This is a genomic window from Actinoplanes sp. NPDC024001 (assembly GCF_040638955.1).
Taxonomy (GTDB): domain Bacteria; phylum Actinomycetota; class Actinomycetes; order Mycobacteriales; family Micromonosporaceae; genus Actinoplanes.
On record NZ_JBEZZB010000111.1, the window covers coordinates 1 to 16,154 of the forward strand.

The 16,154-nt window shown below is 72.5% G+C and carries 13 protein-coding genes; 5 read left to right on the plus strand and 8 right to left on the minus strand.

Annotated elements, in window-relative coordinates:
• A partial coding sequence (locus AB0F81_RS33815) for a hypothetical protein (protein ID WP_360203841.1) occupies positions 1-851 on the minus strand: 851 nt, incomplete at its 3' end.
• A gap of 27 nt (positions 852-878) precedes the next feature.
• Positions 879-1,331: an SRPBCC family protein gene (locus tag AB0F81_RS33820; protein ID WP_360203842.1), complete on the minus strand. Its 453-nt coding sequence runs from the start codon at positions 1,329-1,331 to the stop codon at positions 879-881.
• A gap of 157 nt (positions 1,332-1,488) precedes the next feature.
• Here AB0F81_RS33820 and AB0F81_RS33825 point away from each other — a divergent pair, with 157 nt between their 5' ends.
• Together AB0F81_RS33825 and AB0F81_RS33830 are read left to right on the plus strand one after the other, a co-directional pair.
• Positions 1,489-3,120 carry a GAF domain-containing sensor histidine kinase gene (locus tag AB0F81_RS33825; protein WP_360203893.1) on the plus strand — a complete coding sequence of 544 codons (1,632 nt, stop codon included), beginning with the start codon at positions 1,489-1,491 and terminating at the stop codon, positions 3,118-3,120.
• A gap of 7 nt (positions 3,121-3,127) precedes the next feature.
• Entirely contained in the window at positions 3,128-3,796 is a 669-nt protein-coding gene (locus tag AB0F81_RS33830) for a response regulator transcription factor (protein WP_196415199.1), read from the plus strand.
• Between the two features lie 30 nt (positions 3,797-3,826).
• Here the strand turns inward: AB0F81_RS33830 and AB0F81_RS33835 are convergent, their stop codons facing one another.
• Positions 3,827-4,327 (minus strand): MarR family transcriptional regulator, encoded by a 501-nt coding sequence (locus AB0F81_RS33835; protein WP_360203844.1) that lies wholly within the window; start codon positions 4,325-4,327, stop codon positions 3,827-3,829.
• Positions 4,328-4,395: 68 nt separating this feature from the next.
• Between AB0F81_RS33835 and AB0F81_RS33840 the strand changes: the two genes are divergently transcribed.
• Entirely contained in the window at positions 4,396-5,601 is a 1,206-nt protein-coding gene (locus AB0F81_RS33840; RefSeq protein WP_360203846.1) for an MFS transporter, read from the plus strand.
• Here AB0F81_RS33840 and AB0F81_RS33845 read toward each other — a convergent pair.
• The 5 genes from AB0F81_RS33845 to AB0F81_RS33865 all read right to left on the minus strand — a co-directional run bounded on the left by AB0F81_RS33845 (position 5,589) and on the right by AB0F81_RS33865 (position 12,109).
• Positions 5,589-7,436 (minus strand): ABC transporter ATP-binding protein, encoded by a 1,848-nt coding sequence (locus AB0F81_RS33845; protein WP_360203847.1) that lies wholly within the window; start codon positions 7,434-7,436, stop codon positions 5,589-5,591. The genes AB0F81_RS33840 and AB0F81_RS33845 overlap by 13 nt on opposite strands.
• A 587-nt stretch (positions 7,437-8,023) precedes the next feature.
• Positions 8,024-9,169 carry a glycosyltransferase family 4 protein gene (locus AB0F81_RS33850; protein WP_360203849.1) on the minus strand — a complete coding sequence of 382 codons (1,146 nt, stop codon included), beginning with the start codon at positions 9,167-9,169 and terminating at the stop codon, positions 8,024-8,026.
• Positions 9,169-10,425, minus strand: a complete 1,257-nt coding sequence (locus AB0F81_RS33855) for a M48 family metallopeptidase (protein WP_360203851.1) — start codon at positions 10,423-10,425, stop codon at positions 9,169-9,171. Before AB0F81_RS33855 ends, AB0F81_RS33850 begins: the two co-directional genes overlap by 1 nt.
• A gap of 114 nt (positions 10,426-10,539) precedes the next feature.
• Positions 10,540-10,770, minus strand: coding sequence for a hypothetical protein (locus tag AB0F81_RS33860; RefSeq protein WP_360203853.1), 231 nt, complete (start codon positions 10,768-10,770; stop codon positions 10,540-10,542).
• Positions 10,771-10,846: 76 nt separating this feature from the next.
• On the minus strand, positions 10,847-12,109 hold the full coding sequence (locus tag AB0F81_RS33865) for an NYN domain-containing protein (protein WP_360203895.1): 1,263 nt from the start codon (positions 12,107-12,109) through the stop codon (positions 10,847-10,849).
• A 202-nt stretch (positions 12,110-12,311) separates the two neighbouring features.
• Here AB0F81_RS33865 and AB0F81_RS33870 point away from each other — a divergent pair, with 202 nt between their 5' ends.
• Both AB0F81_RS33870 and AB0F81_RS33875 read left to right on the plus strand, forming a co-directional pair.
• Positions 12,312-14,123 (plus strand): DEDD exonuclease domain-containing protein, encoded by a 1,812-nt coding sequence (locus AB0F81_RS33870; RefSeq protein WP_360203855.1) that lies wholly within the window; start codon positions 12,312-12,314, stop codon positions 14,121-14,123.
• 148 nt (positions 14,124-14,271) lie between these two features.
• Positions 14,272-16,056: an HD domain-containing protein gene (locus tag AB0F81_RS33875; protein WP_360203856.1), complete on the plus strand. Its 1,785-nt coding sequence runs from the start codon at positions 14,272-14,274 to the stop codon at positions 16,054-16,056.
• Positions 16,057-16,154 lie beyond the last annotated feature (98 nt).

Consider the following 16,154-nt stretch of genomic DNA (forward strand, 5'->3'; position numbering starts at 1 on the left):
CGGGCGTCGGCCGCGCTGACGGCCGCCCACGGATCCGCCGGCTCGGCACCGCCCGGCGCAGCCCGCTCAGCCCCGCCCGGCTCGAAGCCGGCCTGCTTCGCACCGCCCGGCTCGGAGCCTGCCTGCTTCCCACCACCCGGCTCGAAGCCGGCTTGCTTCGCACCGCCCGGCTCGGGACCGGTCTGCTTCGCACCGCCCGGCTCGGAGCCTGCCTGCTTCCCACCACCCGGCTCGAAGCCGGCCTGCTTCGCACCACCCGGCTCGGGACCGGTCTGCTTCGCACCACCCGGCTCGAAGCCAGCCTGCTTCCCACCACCCGACTCGAAGCCGGCCTGCTTCGCACCGGTCTCCGCACTGCCCCCGGCGGCGGTCGCGGCGGACCAGACCCGGTCCGGATTAGCCGGGCGCGGCTCGGCCGCCTCCCGTGGGGACGGCGGTCGTGGGCGCTCCGCGGCCAGACCGGCGAAGGCACGCATCAGCCCCGCCACCCCGTGCGCGATGTCACCCGCGCTGGTGGCGAGGCGCTCGGCCGTCTCCGGGCTCGGGTCACGCATCGCCGCGATCACCTTGCAGACGGGGCAGACGCAGCACTCCGCGCTCCCGGTGGCCCAGGTGCCCCCGGCCTGCCCACCGGCCGGCCCGCCGGCAGCAGCCTGCCCACCGGCGCCGGAGTGGCCGCCGGCGCCGGTCACCATGCCGACGAGCCCGGCCACCGAGTCACCGAGCAGCCCGAGAACGTCGGCATCCCTCGAACCCGAAGCGGAGCTGCGGCCGCCCAGGCCGCCCGTCGCCGCCCTGGCGAGGATCGTCGCGACCAGCCGCTCGGCCTCCTCACGCGCTGCCCCGGCCATCTGCGCTCCCCTCGTGACCGCGGCCGGTCAGGCCGCGGGCAGGCTCTCGACCCGGCGCTTCAGCTCCTTGAGCGCCGTGTCCATGATCAGTTTCTCGGCCTTGCGGCGGAACATGCCGAGCATGCCGATCGCGAGGTCCACCGCCAGCGAATAGGTCACCGTGGTGGTGCCGTCGGCGTTCTCCACCAGGTCGTAGGAGCCGTCCTGGGAGCGCTGCGTCTTCGACGGCTCGACCAGGTGCCACTCGATCCGGGACAGATCGTCGGCATATGCGTACTCCAACGTGTATTCGTCGGTGAGCACGGCCGCGTCTATCTGGAAGCGGACCTGTGCCGCATATCCGTCCTCGTATTCCTCGAGGATCTCGGCTCGTTTGATCGACTCGGCCCACTCCGGGTACCGCGGGAAATCGCAGATCACCGAGGCCACCCGGGCGAGTGGCGCATGGACCTGAATCGACTGCGTCGAGGTGTCCGCCATGCACGGGAGGCTACTCGCTGGGTACGACAAAGCGCGTCACCGGGGCGACGGAGCAGACGAGCCGATGTCGGCCGGTGCGGATACCATCCGTCACGTGCCAGCCCAAGCCAGTGATCCCGCGCGACTGCGCCCGGTCGAAGCCGTGGCCCGTGTCGTCATGCTCGCGCTGGTCGCCGCCCTCACCCTGACCTTCACCGAGGACCCGAGACAGCTGGGCTGGATCGTGGCGCTGGCGATTGCCGCGGTGCCGGCGTTCGTGGCCCGTGACCATCACATCCTCGCGCCGGCCGGCCGGTTCGCCGAGGTCGTGGTGACCGGGCTCGCGGCCGGGTCGGTCGCCGCCTCCGCCGACGCCGCCGGCCAGGTGAACGCGGGGTTCGGCGCCGAGGCGGTGCTCCCCTATCTGGCGGTGCCGCTGCTCACCGCGGCGCTGCACCGGCGCGCCGCCGAGGGCGCCGTGCTGCTCGGCGTGGCCGCGGTCTCGATGGTCGCCGGCGGCTTCTTCCCCGATCCCGAGGGTGATCCCACTCTCTTCCAGCCGGGTTATCTCGCGGCCTGCGGGCAGTGGCTGGTGCTCGGCGTCATCGTCACCTTCGCCGCCGAGACCATGCGCCAGCTGCTCCAGCCACCCGAGCCCACCCCTCAGCCCTATGCGGAAGCCACCCGCCTGCTGACCCAGCTCCGCAGCGTCGCCCGGTCCCTGCCGGGCGCCACCCTGGACCCGGGCGGGATCTCCGAGCACCTGCTGGAGGAGCTGCGGGCGGTCGCGCCGGGCCACCGGGCGGCGGTGCTGTCGGCCAGTGGCGGCGGCCGGCTCGTGGTGCTCGCGCAGACCGGCGCCGAGCGGGTCGACTGGGAGACCACGCTCGACGCCGACTCGGCCATCGCGGACGCCTGGGCCACCCAGCAGCCACAGGTGGCGAGCCGCTCGCAGGCGCGCACACACCAGAGCGGTGAGGTGTCCTCGCTGGTCGTGCCGCTGGTCGCCGGGGTCCGCACGATCGGGTTGGTGATCCTGGAGACGGACGCCTCGGGGGCGTACCCGTCGGTGGTGGTGCAGCAGGTGACCGAGGTGACCGGCCCGGCCGCGCTGCGGCTGGAAGCCGCCCTGCTCTTCGACGACGTGCGCTCGCTGGCCACCAACGAGGAGCGCCAGCGCCTGGCGCGGGAGATCCACGACGGGGTCGCCCAGGAGCTGGTGATGGTGGGTTACGGCATCGACAACGCGCAGGCCACCCTGCCGGAGGGCGCCGAGGAGACCGCCGAGGAGCTGCGCACGCTGCGCGCCGAGGTGACCCGGGTGATCACCGAGCTGCGGCTGAGCCTGTTCGAGCTGCGTTCCGAGGTCGACCGCAACGGCGGCCTGGCCGCGGCGATCGCGGAGTATGCGCGGACTCTCGGCACGAGTGCCGGCCTGCGGGTGCACTTCACGTTCGACGAGTCCACCGCCCGGCTGCCGGCCGCGACCGAGGCGGAGTTGCTGCGGATCGCCCAGGAGGCGATCACCAACGCCCGCAAGCACGCGGGCGCGTCCAATCTCTGGGTCACTTGCACGGTTGATCCGCCATATGCGGAAATCGAAGTGTCCGATGATGGCAAGGGGTTCGCGGACGAGCGCCCGGACGGCCGTTACGGACTTACCATCATGGCCGAGCGTGCCGAACGCATCCGAGGACGTCTCAAGATCACGCCGCGACACCCCAGCGGGACAACCGTCGCCGTAGTACTCGGAACTCCGCCTCGGCGCGATAGCGTGCGGGATAGCGTTTCCGCTCCAGAAGGGGAGTAACCCGAGCATGTCGACCAGTCCTGCGCCGACGGGGCGCACCAAGGTCCTCCTAGTCGACGATCACGACCTGATCCGTAAGGGGCTGCGACACGCATTCGAGCGCGACCGGCAGTTCGAGGTCGTGGGCGAGGCCGCCACCGCGGCCGAGGCGGTGCGCCAGGCCGGCGCCCTGCAGCCGGACGTGGTGATCATGGACCTGCGGCTGCCCGACGGCAGCGGCCTGGAGGCCACCCGCGCCCTGCGGAAGAACAACTCGAACATGGGCATCGTCGTCCTGACCATGTATGCGGGCGATGACCAGCTGTTCGGCGCCCTCGAGGCCGGTGCCAGCGCGTTCGTGCCGAAGACCGCGCCTGCGGACGAGGTCGTGGCCGCCGCCCGGCACGCCGCGTCGGCGCCCAGCGCGTTCACCGCCGCCGATCTGGCCGAGGCCATGAAGCGCCGCCTGGCGCCGTCCGGCCCGCAGCTCTCGCCGCGCGAGGGGCAGGTGCTCCGCCTGCTCGCCGACGGCATGAGCGTGGCCGGCATCGCCAAGCAGCTCTTCGTCTCCGAGTCCACCGCGAAGACCCACATCTCGAAGCTCTACGAGAAGCTGGGCGCGGCGAACCGGGCTCAGGCGCTCATGACCGCGCTGCGGCTGGGCCTGCTGGAAGCCCCGGACGCCCCGAAGTTCTGAGCATTTCCGGCATCTTCGGCGTTTCTGCCGTTATTCGCCCAGAGATCTCAGAACCTTCCGCAGCAGGGCGTTGAGCTGGACGAGCTCGTCCCGGGTGAGCGCGCCCATCACCCGCTTGTCCCGCTCGATGCCCTCGAAGACATACCGGTTCCACATCTCCCGGCCCCTCTGGGTGGGCCGGATGACCATGCGCCGCCGATCCGTGGCGTCCATCTCCCTGGTGACCAGACCGGCCTCGACCAGACGGTCCAGCCGGCTGGTCATCGCCGCCCGCGTCACGTTGGCCGCCTCGGCGAGCTGCGCCGGGGTCGCCTCGGTCGGCCAGGGCTGCACCATCAGCACGTGCAGGGTCTTGTAGTCCTGCAGCGTGAAGTCCTCACTGCCGGCGAACGCCGCGGCATCCTCCCGCCGCAGCCGGCGCTGGATGTGGATCATCCGGACCAGCGCGCCCTCGACCTCGGGCTCGAACGCCGGCTCGTCCCTCCAGAACGCCGACCAGCGGGCCACGTGCTGATCGACACTGTCTTCCATGCCGCCATTCTGCCACGCGTCTGACTATTAAGTTGCTGATAGTTAGACGCTGAACTATTTTCAGGACCATGACGCGTGACTTCCGGCTCCTCGCCACCGGCCAGGCCCTCTCCTGGCTCGGCAACGGGTTCCAGACCGTGGCTCTCGCCGTCGCCGTGGTCACCACCGGCGGCGGCGCGCGTGACCTCGGCCTGGTGATGGCCTGCTCGGTCGTCACGCTGCTGGCCGGTACCCTGTTCGGCGGTGTCTGGGCCGACCGGCTCCAGCCGCAGCGGGTCATGGTCGTGTCCGATCTGGTGCGCTTCGCGGCCACCGCCGGCATCGCCGCGATGTTCGCGAGCGGCGGCTACCACCTGGCGCTGCTCTGCGCGCTCACGGTCGTCTCGGCCGGCGCCGGCAGCTTCTTCAGCCCGGCGATGACCGCCCTCAAACCGCTGCTGGTGCCGCCCGAGCGCCGGCAGTCGGCGAACGCCACGCTCAGCATGCTGCAAACGGCCTGCGGCATCGCCGGCCCGACGGCCGCCGGCATCACCGTCGCCGCCTTCGGCGCGCCGGCCGGCTTCACGGTCAACGCGGTCAGCTTCCTGTTGTCGCTGGTCGCGGCCGCTCTCATTCGGGTACGGGCGGAGCGCGGCCCCCGAGCCCCGATGCTGGGTGAACTGCGCGCCGGCTGGCGGGAGGTCCGCAGCCGCGACTGGCTGATCGGCGGCCTGTTCGGCGCCACCGTCTACCACATCGCCAACGGCATGATCCTGGTCCTGGTGCAGGTGGTCGCCGTGGAACGGCTCGGCGGCGCACACGCGATCGGCCTGATCACCGCTGCCGAAGGCCTCGGCGGGTTCATCGGCGCGGCGCTCGCCATGCGCTTCCGCCCTCGGCGCCTGCTCCGGGCCGGGTGGCTGGCGCTGATGCTGATGCCGGTGTGGGCGTTCGCCTACGTCTGGCCCGGCACCCTCACCGCCGTCCTGGCCGGCGCCGTCATCGGTTACTGCGGGCTGATCTTCTTCGACGTCGCCTGGGAGACCGCCATCCAGGACAACGTGCCGCAGCGGATGCTGGGCCGGGTCGGCTCGTGGGACTACGTGACCTCGTTCCTCGCCATGCCGATCGGCAACGCGCTGGCCGGGCCGTTCGCCGAGCGGTTCGGCACCGACCGGGTGCTGGCCTGCTGCGCGCTGGTGCTGCTCGGCTCGGCGGTGTCACAGCTGTTCATCCGCGGCTCGCGCACCCTCACCCGGGCCACCGCGCAGCGGGAGCTGGTTCACGCCGACTGATAGGCGCTGGCCTGCAGGGTGAACAGCTGGGCGTAAAGGCCGCCGACGGCCATCAGCTCGTCGTGGTCGCCCTGCTCGACGACCGCGCCGTGGTCCAGGACGTAGATCCGGTCGGCCTCCCGGACACTCGCCATCCGGTGGGTGATCAGCACGACCGTACGGCCGGCGGCCAGGTCCCGCAGCCGCCGGTAGACGTCGTGCTCGGCCCGGGCGTCCAGGTTGGCGGTCGGCTCGTCACAGATCAGCAGCGGGGCGTCGCGGTGGAAGGCCCGGCTGACCGCCAGCCGCTGCCACTGCCCGCCGGACAGGTCGGCACCGTCGGTGAAATGCCGGGAGAGCAGCGTGTCGTAGCGGCGGGGCAGCTCCATCACGAACTCGTGGGCGTCGCCGGCGCGGGCCGACGTCTGCACCTCGTCGAGGGAGGCGCGGCGGTCGTACCGGCCGATGGAGATGTTCTGCCGCGCCGAGAACGGCCACCGGGTCGGCTCCTGCATCACCACCGCCACCCGCTCCCGGATCGAGTCCGGATGCCAGGTGGTCACGTCCACCCCGTCCCAGGTGATCGTGCCCCGCTGCGGCCGGTAGAGGCCGGCCAGCACGGCGGCGAGCGTCGACTTGCCGGAACCGTTCTCCCCGACCAGCGCGACGATCTCGCCGCGGCGCAGGGTCAGGTCGACGTCGTCGACGGCCGGCCGTTCGGCGTCCGGATAGCTGAACGACACGCCCGTCAGCCGGATCTCCTCGAACCGTTCCGGCGCCCGCCGCCGCAGCGACGGCTCGGCGCGGGTCAGCGACAACTCGCAGAACCCCTGGAAGTCGGCGAAGTACAGGCCCTGCTCGTACACCCGGTTGACAGTGAAGGTCAGCTCGCTCAACCTGCTGATCCCGATGTTGATCGCGTAGGCGGCCGCTCCCCCGGCGGCCAGCTCCATCCGGCCGGACCAGAGCAGCCAGAACAACATCGCGTAAGCCAACCCGGTGGCCAGCCCGCCCAGCGCCTGACCGGCCACGTTGGTGCGCACCACCTGGTCGGCGACCCGGATCTCCTCAGTCGTCTGGGCCCGCAGCAGCCGGCCCACATCGGTGAGCAGGAACCGGCGAACCGTGAACGCCCGGATCTCCCCGGCCGACTCCCGCTGCGCCAGCAGGTGGGTCAGCATGCGCTGGCGCCGCCAGACCGCGATGAGCCGCAGGTCGCTGTGATAGCCGAGCCGGGCCGCGCGCACCGCCGCCCAGCCGGTGGGCAGCACCGCCAGCACCAGCATCGGCAGCAGCGCCGGGTGCAGCACGGTGAGGACACCGGCCGCGGCGGCCAGGCCGATCAGGCTGGTCAGCACCTCGATGCCCTGGTCGACGAGCTGCTGCGCGGCCCCGGCGCCCCGGTCCCGGGCGCGTTCCATGGCGTCCCGCCAGTCCGGGTCGTCGAACGTGGCCAGATCCACCCGGGTGGTCAGGTCGAGCAGGCGCATCTGCGCGGCCTCGTACACCATCGGGGAGAGGCGGCCATGGGCCGCCGTCGCGGCTGATCTGAGCAGTCCACGCGCGGCCAGAGCCGCGACCAGGAACAACAGCGAGGGTACGGCGGCGCGCACGCGTTCCGGGGTGGGTCCCTCCCGCAGCAGCCCGTCGAGGACTCCCACCACGCTGATCAGCCCGAGCGCCGCAGCCGCCCCGGCAGCGAGTTGCAGCACCAGCACGGCGATGGTGGTGCGGCGGCTGGCCCGCCACGCGAGCAGCCACGCCTCGCGCAGCAGCCGAGGCAGCCGGCGCAGCATCTGCAGAAAGGTGGTGTTGGCGGCCTCGGCGGTGCTGGTCAGCCAGTAGGGCAGCCCCATCTCGCCGTCCTCAAGCCCTTCGACCCCGACGCCGCCCCCGCGCCCTTCCGCCCCGCCGCCGCCATCGCGGTTTTCCAACCCGGCGTCGTCCTCGCCGGCCTTCCTCGCTGCTGCGGCCTCCGCACCGGGCGGTTCCACGTTTGTGGGGGTCGCTTCGGCCGGGCCGCCTGGTCCGGCATCGGCCGCGGCGGCCCGGCCAGGGGCCGGGGCGGGTTCAGGGGTGGGATCCGGCATCGGCGGCCTCCTCCCGGGGGTCCGTCAGCGGAGCTCCACAAGCGCGGCAGGGCGCGCAACGCACGGACGGCACGCGACGGCGTGCCGGAAGCCCTGTCTCGTTACTACGCCGCCACGCGGCGCAGTGTCCACCGGCTTTCCGACTGGGTGACCTCCACCAGCAAGGCGATCTCGCCGGTTCGGCCAGACGTCGATGCGACACCAGATCGCTGACGTCATACGCCTCGCTCGGTGCTGATGCCGGGCGGCATGCCGGCGCCGGCCGGGGGCGGGCGGGCGGGCGGGTGTCAGCGTCGTACCGGTTGCACGGCCGCGGCGGGCTGCCCGGGTTGAGCGGCGGCGGGTGGAGCTGGTCAGGTATCGGTAACCGGGGTGGCCGGGTCGAGGAGGGCGGTCAGGCGGTCAGCCTGGTTCTCCCAGCGCCACTCCCGCTCCACCCAGGCGCGGCCGGCCTGGCCCATCGCGCGGGCGCGGGTGGGGTCGGCCAGCAGGTCGGTGATGCGGCCGGCGATCGCGGTGAGGTCGGTGCCGCCGACCACGTAGCCGGTCTCGCCCTCGCGGACCGCGTCGGGGGCGCCGCCGGAGTCGCCGCCGACCACGGGCAGGCCGGTGGCGGAGGCTTCCAGGTAGACGATGCCCAGGCCCTCCACGTCGAGGCCGGCGGCGCGGGTGCGGCAGGGCATGGCGTAGACGTCGCCGGCGGCATAGTGCTCGGGCAGCTCGGCCCACGGGACCGAGCCGGTGAAGACCACGTCGGACTCGACGTCGTGCTCGCGGGCCAGCCGTTCCAGCGTTTTACGGTAGGGGCCGCCGCTGACCAGCAGCAACGCGGCGCCGGGCACTCGGCGGCGGATCAGCGGAAGCGCGCGGATCAGCATGTCCTGGCCCTTGCGCGGGACCAGCCGGGAGACGCAGACGACCACCGGGCGGCCGTCGAGGCCGTGCCGCTTGCGGACCGCGCTGCCGTCGACGCCGGGATGGAAGGTGTCCACGTCCACCCCGGGGGTCAGCCGGCGCAGCTCGGTCAGGCCGTGCAGGGCCCGGTCCAGCCGGGTGCGCTGGTATTCCCCCAGGTAGGTGATGACGTCGTTGCCGCGGGCGATGCGGCGCAGCAGGGCACGCGCGCCGGGCAGAGCGGCCCAGCCGATCTCGTGGCCGTGGGTGATCCCGACCGCCCGCTCGATCCCGGCGTCACGGCGCAGCCCCTGGGCGAGCAGGCCGAGCGGCGCGGCCGCGCCGAACAGCACGCTGTCACACCCGGACGCGCGGGCGAGCTCGGCGGCGCGGCGGGCGACCGCCGGCGTGGGCAGCAGGATGCCGGTGTCCTCACGCACCACCTCGAACGGCTGCTCGGCGTCGAACTCGGCGGCCCCGCGCCAGGTGGAGGCGTAGACCACGAGCGAGCCGGGCGGCCGGCGCACCGCCAGGTTGTGCACGAACTGCTGGATGCCTCCGGGCCGGGGCGGGAAGTCGTTGGTGACGAGCAGGGTGCGCCCCATCAGCGGGCACCCCGGGCGAACGCACGGGCCGCGGCCATCCGCTGCACGGTGGACGGATGTGAGGCGAACATGGCGTGCTCCCAGTGCGGCGGGTCGGGGTCGGCGAGGTTGACGCTGCCGAGGCGGCGCTGCATCGCCTCGAAGGTCTCCGGATCACCGGTCAGCATGAGGGCGTGATGGTCCGCCCGGGCCTCGACGCGCCGGGACACGAAAGCCTGAGCCGGGCCGGCCACCAGACCGGCGACGGTGGTCATGGCCAGCAGCAGGCCGATCGCCCGTGGCTCGCCGATCGAGTCCACCCCGGCGAGCCGGAGCAGCCACCCCCACGAGCCGAGCAGATAGAGGGCGATCACCGCGGCGGCCGCGCCGAGCGCACCCATGATCGTGCCGGTCAGCACGTCGTTGTCCTTGGCGTGCCCGAGCTCGTGGGCGGTCACCGAGACCACCTCTTCCGGTGTGGCCTCGGTCAGCATCGTGTCGTAGACGACGATGCGCCGGGTCGGGCCGAGACCGGAGACGTAGGCGTTGACCGCCCGGGTCCGCCGGGACGCGTCGGCGACCAGCACGTCGCGCACCGGGACACCGTCGCGTTCGGCGAGCGCGAGCAGCTCGGTGCGCAGCGGCCCGTCGGGCATCGGGGTGAACCGGTTGAAGATCGGCTCGACCAGCACCGGCAGCACGAACGACAGCAGCACCACGAGGCCGGCCGCCCCGGCCGCCCCGAACGCCCACCACCAGCGCGGTGCGAAATGCGTGACGGTGAAGAAGCCGGCCAGCGTGAGCCCGCCGATCACGGCACCCACCACATACGACTTCAGCAGGTCGACGCCCCAGCCGGACCAGGTCTGGGTGGAGATCCCATAGCGCACCACGATGGTGTGCCGCCAGATCGCGAGCGGCAGGGTGACCAGCTCGGCCACCAGCACGACGGCGAGCCCGCCCAGCACGGCCCGCGCCAGCCAGTGATCGCCGAACGGCCGGCCGGCCAGCTCGACCAGCCGGGCGCCGATCGGGGTGAGGCCGAGCGCGAGCGCCACCAGCAGGCCGAGCGTCAGGCCGAGGTAATTGCCGGGACGCAGCTCGCCGTGGAACGAGCGGGCCCGGGCCACCTGATCGGCGGGCAGCTGCTCCAGCGCGGCGAGCTGATCGGCCCGGGGCGCGGGCGCCCGCTGCCAGGGCACCGCCGTCATGACGAAAACGGCCAGGCCGGCGAGCAGCACCACCAGCGTGCCCGCAGCCCAGAAGCGCGGCGTCACCGGTGCCCGCCCCGTGTCATCGCCCGCTCCCCTCGAAGCCCGCTGTCGATCGGGCTGTGACCGCCCATCCTAGATAGCCACACCGAGCCGGAGCCGCCCCGGCACGGGTGATGATCACGCAACGTGGCGACGGCCCGGGAAGATCGGCACCACCACCGGCGCCTCCGGCGCCGGTGGCGTCTCCAGCAGCTCGACCTCGAAACCGGCGAGCTCGAAGGTCTCGATCGCCCGCAACTCGGCCGAGGTCAGGTCGGCGATCCCGTCAGGCGTGTCGTTGAGCACGCTGATCAGGCACCCGGTGCATTCGTCGGTGCGCTCGACGCACCGTCCGCAATCGATGATCATTACCCCTCCTCCGGGGAGGACCAGCGGCGCCGGTCACCATCGGTGACAGTGACGCTAAGCGAGGGGTACGACAGTTTTACGAACGCGACAGCCGGCGCAGCAACGAGTCCGCCCCCATCGGGTAGGCGCCGTGCCGGCGGACCCCGTCGGCGACCTCCCGGTCGGAGGAGACCACGACGACCGGGCGGCCGGGCGGCTCGGCCCGGACCAGCTGCCGGATCAGCTCGTCGGCGGTGGTGCCCTTGCGGGAGAAGAGCACCCGCACCCCGCGCGGGGCGGGCGGCAGGCCGTGCACCCGCTCAGCGCCGTCGAAGACCACGGTGACCTCGTCACCGGTCTGCGCGGCGATCCCGCCGAGCCCGGTGATCAGCCGTTTGCGCTGCTGCTCCAGGGACATGTCGGCGAAGCCGCGCTTGGTCACGTTGTACCCGTCCACGACGAGGTGCGCCCGGGGCAGGGCGAGCAGCTGGTCGAGGCGGCCGGGGTCGTCGGTGTCCTGCGCCCGGGCCCGGGACCGCTCGGGGGCGCCGGGACGCTCGGCCGCGGTGTCGGCCACGAAGTCGGCCGGGAGCTTGTCGGCCGGCCCGAGGGCCAGCTCGCGGCGCAGCCCGCTGGCGGCCTGGCCGATCGTCTCCAGCAGCAGCCAGAGCCGGGCGTCGTCGACCGCCCGGGCGTCCTTGGCCGCCTGTTTGCCGGTGGCGGCGGCCGCCTCCGCGTCGGCCAGGCGGCTGCGCAGCCGGCGGAGCTCCGCCTCATGGTCGAGGGCGGCACGCGCCGCCCTCCCCTTCTCCGTCGCCAGCAGATCACTGGCCCGCTTCTGTGCGGCCTGTGCCTCACGAAGCGCTTTCGACGTGGTGCGAGCCTCCTCGCGCAGCTGGCCGAGCTCCTCGCGGACCCGGGCGAGCTCGTCGCGCAGCTTGTCCGCCTCGACCCGGGCCACCGCCCGGTCGTGCTCGGCGCGGGTGGCGCGCTGCTCGGCGGCGCGGATCTGCCCGGCGATCGCGGCGCTGTCGGCCTCGGCGCGGACCGCGTCGCCGGCCGCGTCGATCAGCTCACGCCAGCTGTCCGGCCGGGCCAGGTAGGCCAGCGCCGCGACCTCGACCGGGTCGGCCGCCGCCGGGGCGACCCCGCTGGTCACGGCCGCCCCGAGATCACCGGCCTCGGTGACGATCCGGGCCCCGATCCGCTGCCGGAACAGCGGGTCGGCGACCAGCTGCGCGGCGATGTCGCGGCCCCCGAGCCGAGCCCGGCGATTGGGGGCGAACCGGGCGACCCGGCGCAGCGGGACGGGCATCTCCTCGGCCGGCAGACCGGGCAGGGCGGCCGCCGCCAACGTCATGATCCGCTGGCGCACCGCCTCGGGCAGAACCGGCTCGGGGGTGAAGTCGGCATCCGCGAGCGCCGCCTCCTCAACGGGGCGGTCTTCGGGGCTCAGCGGCGCGGACATCCACCCATTCTCACACCGGGCAGGACCGAATTGCCTGTCGGAGCAAGTGATCTTTTCAGGGCCGCGCCGGAGTTTCTGTCGTACCCCCGCTCTAATGTTCCGGCCCGTGACACATCCGGCCTATGTGCAGGGCACTCTGGACACCTTGCTGACCGCTGACGGCTCGGTCGATCCGGCGGCGCTGTCCCTGGCGGACACCACGTTCGTGGTGCTCGACCTGGAGACCACCGGCGGCGCGCCGGACGGCGCCGGCATCACCGAGATCGGCGCCGTCAAGGTGCGCGGCGGCGAGCACCTCGGCGAGTTCGCGACGCTGGTCAACCCCGGTGTGCCGCTCCCGCCGTTCATCACGGTGCTGACCGGCATCACCGAGTCGATGCTGCGGCCGGCGCCGCCGATCGAGACGGTGCTGCCCGCCCTGCTGGAGTTCCTCCGCGGCGCCGTGCTGGTCGCCCACAACGCGCCCTACGACGTGGGTTTCCTCAAGGCCGCCTGCGCCCGTCACGGTTATCCGTGGCCGCCGGTCCGGGTCCTCGACACGGCGGCGCTGGCCCGGCGTGCGCTGACCCGCGACGAGGTGCCCAACCGCAAACTCGGCACGCTCGCGCACTTCTTCCGCTCCGCCACGACGCCGACGCACCGCGCCCTCGACGACGCCAAGGCCACCGTCGACGTGCTGCACGGGCTGATCGAGCGGCTCGGCAGCTTCCGGGTTCACTCGCTCGGTGACGCCATCGAGTTCGCCAAGGCGGTCACCCCCGCGCAGCGCCGTCAGCGGCACCTGGCCGACGGGCTGCCGCACGTGCCCGGTGTCTACCTGTTCCGGGCCGCCGACGACCGGCCGCTCTATGTCGGCACCTCCAAGGACATCGCCACCCGGGTGCGCAGCTATTTCACGGCCGCCGAGAAACGCGCGCGGATCTCCGAGATGCTCACCGCGGCGGTCCGGGTCGAGGCGGTGGAGTGCGCCCACTCGCTGGAGGCGGAGGTCCGGGAGCTGCGCCTGATCGCCGCCCACGCCCCGCCCTACAACCGCAGGTCCAAGTTCCCCGAGCGGGTGGTCTGGCTGAAACTGACCGCCGAGGCGTTCCCCCGGCTGTCGGTGGTGCGCCGGTTCGCCGACGACGGCGCGACCTATCTGGGCCCGTTCTCGTCGCGGCGCACGGCCGAGTTGGCCGCGGCCGGCGTCTACGACGCCGTGCCGCTGCGGCAGTGCAACCACAAGCTCTCGCTGCGCTCGAAGACGCCGGCCTGCGCGCTGGCCGAGCTGGGCCGCTGCCCGGCACCCTGCGAGCACGAGATCACCCCGGAGGAGTACGACCTGCGCGCCGCCCTTCCGTTCCGGACAGCCACCTCGGGCGACCCGGGCCCGGTCGTCTCCGCGATCCTGCAGCGGATCGAGACGCTCTCCGACCGGCAGCGCTACGAGGACGCGGCGGTCGTCCGGTCCCGCCTGATCGCCCTGCTGCGCGCCCTGATCCGGATGCAGCGGCTGGACGCGCTGACCCGGCTGAGCGAGGTGGTCGCCGCCCGGCGCGACGACAAGGGCGGCTGGGAGATCATCGTGGTCCGGCACGGGCGGCTGGCCGCCGCGGCCACCTCCCCACCGCGCGAGCATCCCCGGCCGACTCTGGACGCGGCCCGGCTGACCGCGGAGACGGTCCTTCCCGGATCCGGTCCGGTGCCCGCCGCGTCGGCCGAGGAGACCGAGCGGATCCTGGCGTGGCTGGAGCGGCCGGACACCCGCTTGGTGGAAACCGCCGGCGACTGGGTGTCACCGGTTCGTGGCGCCGCGCGTTTCGCCGGGCTCCTCACCAGGGCGGAAACGGCGGCATCCGGCCAAGACTCGACCGTTCGCCTATCGGTAACTGACCGTTCGGATGACGCTCGCTCGCTTAGGCTGTAAGGCACGCGCGGCCCTCGCGGTGATTCACCTCATTTGGCGGCTTGATGCCTTTGGCGAACAGGCCCCTCAGGTGCTTCGCTTGCGGGAGAACGCGGGGGCGACTCCAGACCTCGGGTGAGGTGTGGACGATCGGTGAGGGGGTGTCCGGGTGGACGTCGACGCCGGCCACGGCGCCGCTCTCGGTCGTGCCCTGCCGACCCCATCCCAAGACATGACCTTCACCCGCCGGTTGCGGTCGCTGCTCAATTTTCAGAACAACGACGACGATCCGGTCGCCACGCTGACCCGCACGCATCGCAGCATCCACCCCTCCGCCGACGTGGCCGTGGTCCGCCGCAGCTACGCGATCGCGGAAAACATGCATCGCGGGCAGTTCCGCAAGAGCGGCGATCCCTACATCACGCATCCGCTGGCGGTGGCGCAGATCTGCGCCGAGCTGGGCATGGACACCACGACGATCGTTGCCGCCCTGCTGCACGACACGGTCGAGGACACCAGCTACACGCTGGAGGCGCTGCACGGCGACTTCGGGCCCGAGGTGACCCACCTGGTCGACGGTGTGACCAAGTTCGACAAGGCGTACTACGGGAAGGCCGCCGAGGGCGAGACGATCCGCAAGATGATCGTCGCGGCCGGCAAGGACGTCCGCGTCCTGGTGATCAAGCTGGCCGACCGGCTGCACAACATGCGCACGCTGGACGCCCGCTCCCCCGCCTCCCGTGCCCGGATCGCGACCGCCACGCTCGACGTGCTGGTTCCGCTCTGCGACCGGCTGGGCATCCAGGCCCTCAAGCGCGACCTCGACGACGTGGTGCTCTTCCACCTCGAGCCGGAGGCGTTCGCGCGGATCGACGAGCACGTGAAGAACCGTCCCGGCTGGAACGATTATCTGGCCGACGTCTCCGCCAAGGCGCGGACGGCGTTGCGCCGCTCCCGGGTGGACGCCGCGGTGACCCCACGCCCGCGGCACTACTACTCGATCTGGAAAGACACCGTCGCCGGCAACCACAACGTCCCGCTGGACCTGCCGCGCATCGCCGTCGTGGTGGACGGCCCGGACACCGACTGTTACGCGGCCCTGGGCGCGATCCACGGCCGCTGGCGCCCGGTGGCCGGCCGGTTCAAGGACTTCATCGCCTCGCCGAAGAACAACCTCTACCGCTCCCTGCACACCACGGTCGTGGGGCCAGAGGGGCGGCTGGTCGAAGTGCTCATCCGCACCGAGACGATGCACCGCTACTCGGAGTACGGCGTTGCCACCAGCTACCGATATCCCAAGGTGGCCGACGAGCCACCGGGCGCCGACCAGCTCACCTGGCTGAAACGCGTGCTGGACTGGCAGCAGGACGCCACCGACGCGGGCCAGTTCCTCGATTCGCTGCGATGTGACCTCGCCGAGGGCCAGATCACCGTTTTCGCCCACGGCAACGCGTACGAGTTACCCAGCGGCTCCACCCCGGTCGACCTGGCCTACGAGCTGGGCCCGCAGCAGGGCGATCAATGCCTTGCCGCCACCATCAACGGACGTCTCGCCCCCCTCAGCTCCCCGTTGCGCGACGGCGACGTGGTGGAGATCTTCTCGGAGTCCGACGGCCACGTCGAGGTCGAGCCGAACGCGCCACGCGGCCCCCGCAAGGAGTGGCTGGGCTTCGTGAAATCGAGCCAGGCGCAGATGCAGATCAACCGGTATTTCGACGAGCGCAACGAGCCGGGCATCAGCATCGCCGACAAGGTTCGCCTCGGCCGGGCCACGATCGGCCTCTGTCTTCGCAAGCACGACCGCGGCCTGGCCAGTGAGGTGCCGCTGCGCCGCCTCGCCGAGGAACTCGGCTACCCCGACCTGGAAACCCTGCTGGTGGCCGTCTGCGAGCGCAACCTCGAGCCGGACGCCGTGGTCGAGCAGCTCATCGCCCTGGTCGACCACCCCGACTAACCCTTGGTCAAACCTTGACCCTGGTGGCCCGTGCGGCGCCGGCCGCCCGGGTCGGGCTGTGCGGCGCCAAGCCGCCCAGCCACGCTAGCCTTACCGGC

Bases quoted from the DNA above. Each gene is read 5' to 3' on its own strand.
- AB0F81_RS33820 (WP_360203842.1), bottom strand. From the start codon at position 1,331: ATGGCGGACACCTCGACGCAGTCGATTCAGGTCCATGCGCCACTCGCC.
- AB0F81_RS33825 (WP_360203893.1), top strand. From the start codon at position 1,489: ATGCTCGCGCTGGTCGCCGCCCTCACCCTGACCTTCACCGAGGACCCG.
- AB0F81_RS33830 (WP_196415199.1), top strand. From the start codon at position 3,128: ATGTCGACCAGTCCTGCGCCGACGGGGCGCACCAAGGTCCTCCTAGTC.
- AB0F81_RS33835 (WP_360203844.1), bottom strand. From the start codon at position 4,327: ATGGAAGACAGTGTCGATCAGCACGTGGCCCGCTGGTCGGCGTTCTGG.
- AB0F81_RS33840 (WP_360203846.1), top strand. From the start codon at position 4,396: ATGACGCGTGACTTCCGGCTCCTCGCCACCGGCCAGGCCCTCTCCTGG.
- AB0F81_RS33845 (WP_360203847.1), bottom strand. From the start codon at position 7,436: ATGGGGCTGCCCTACTGGCTGACCAGCACCGCCGAGGCCGCCAACACC.
- AB0F81_RS33850 (WP_360203849.1), bottom strand. From the start codon at position 9,169: ATGGGGCGCACCCTGCTCGTCACCAACGACTTCCCGCCCCGGCCCGGA.
- AB0F81_RS33860 (WP_360203853.1), bottom strand. From the start codon at position 10,770: ATGATCATCGATTGCGGACGGTGCGTCGAGCGCACCGACGAATGCACC.
- AB0F81_RS33865 (WP_360203895.1), bottom strand. From the start codon at position 12,109: ATGACGTTGGCGGCGGCCGCCCTGCCCGGTCTGCCGGCCGAGGAGATG.
- AB0F81_RS33870 (WP_360203855.1), top strand. From the start codon at position 12,312: ATGTTCCGGCCCGTGACACATCCGGCCTATGTGCAGGGCACTCTGGAC.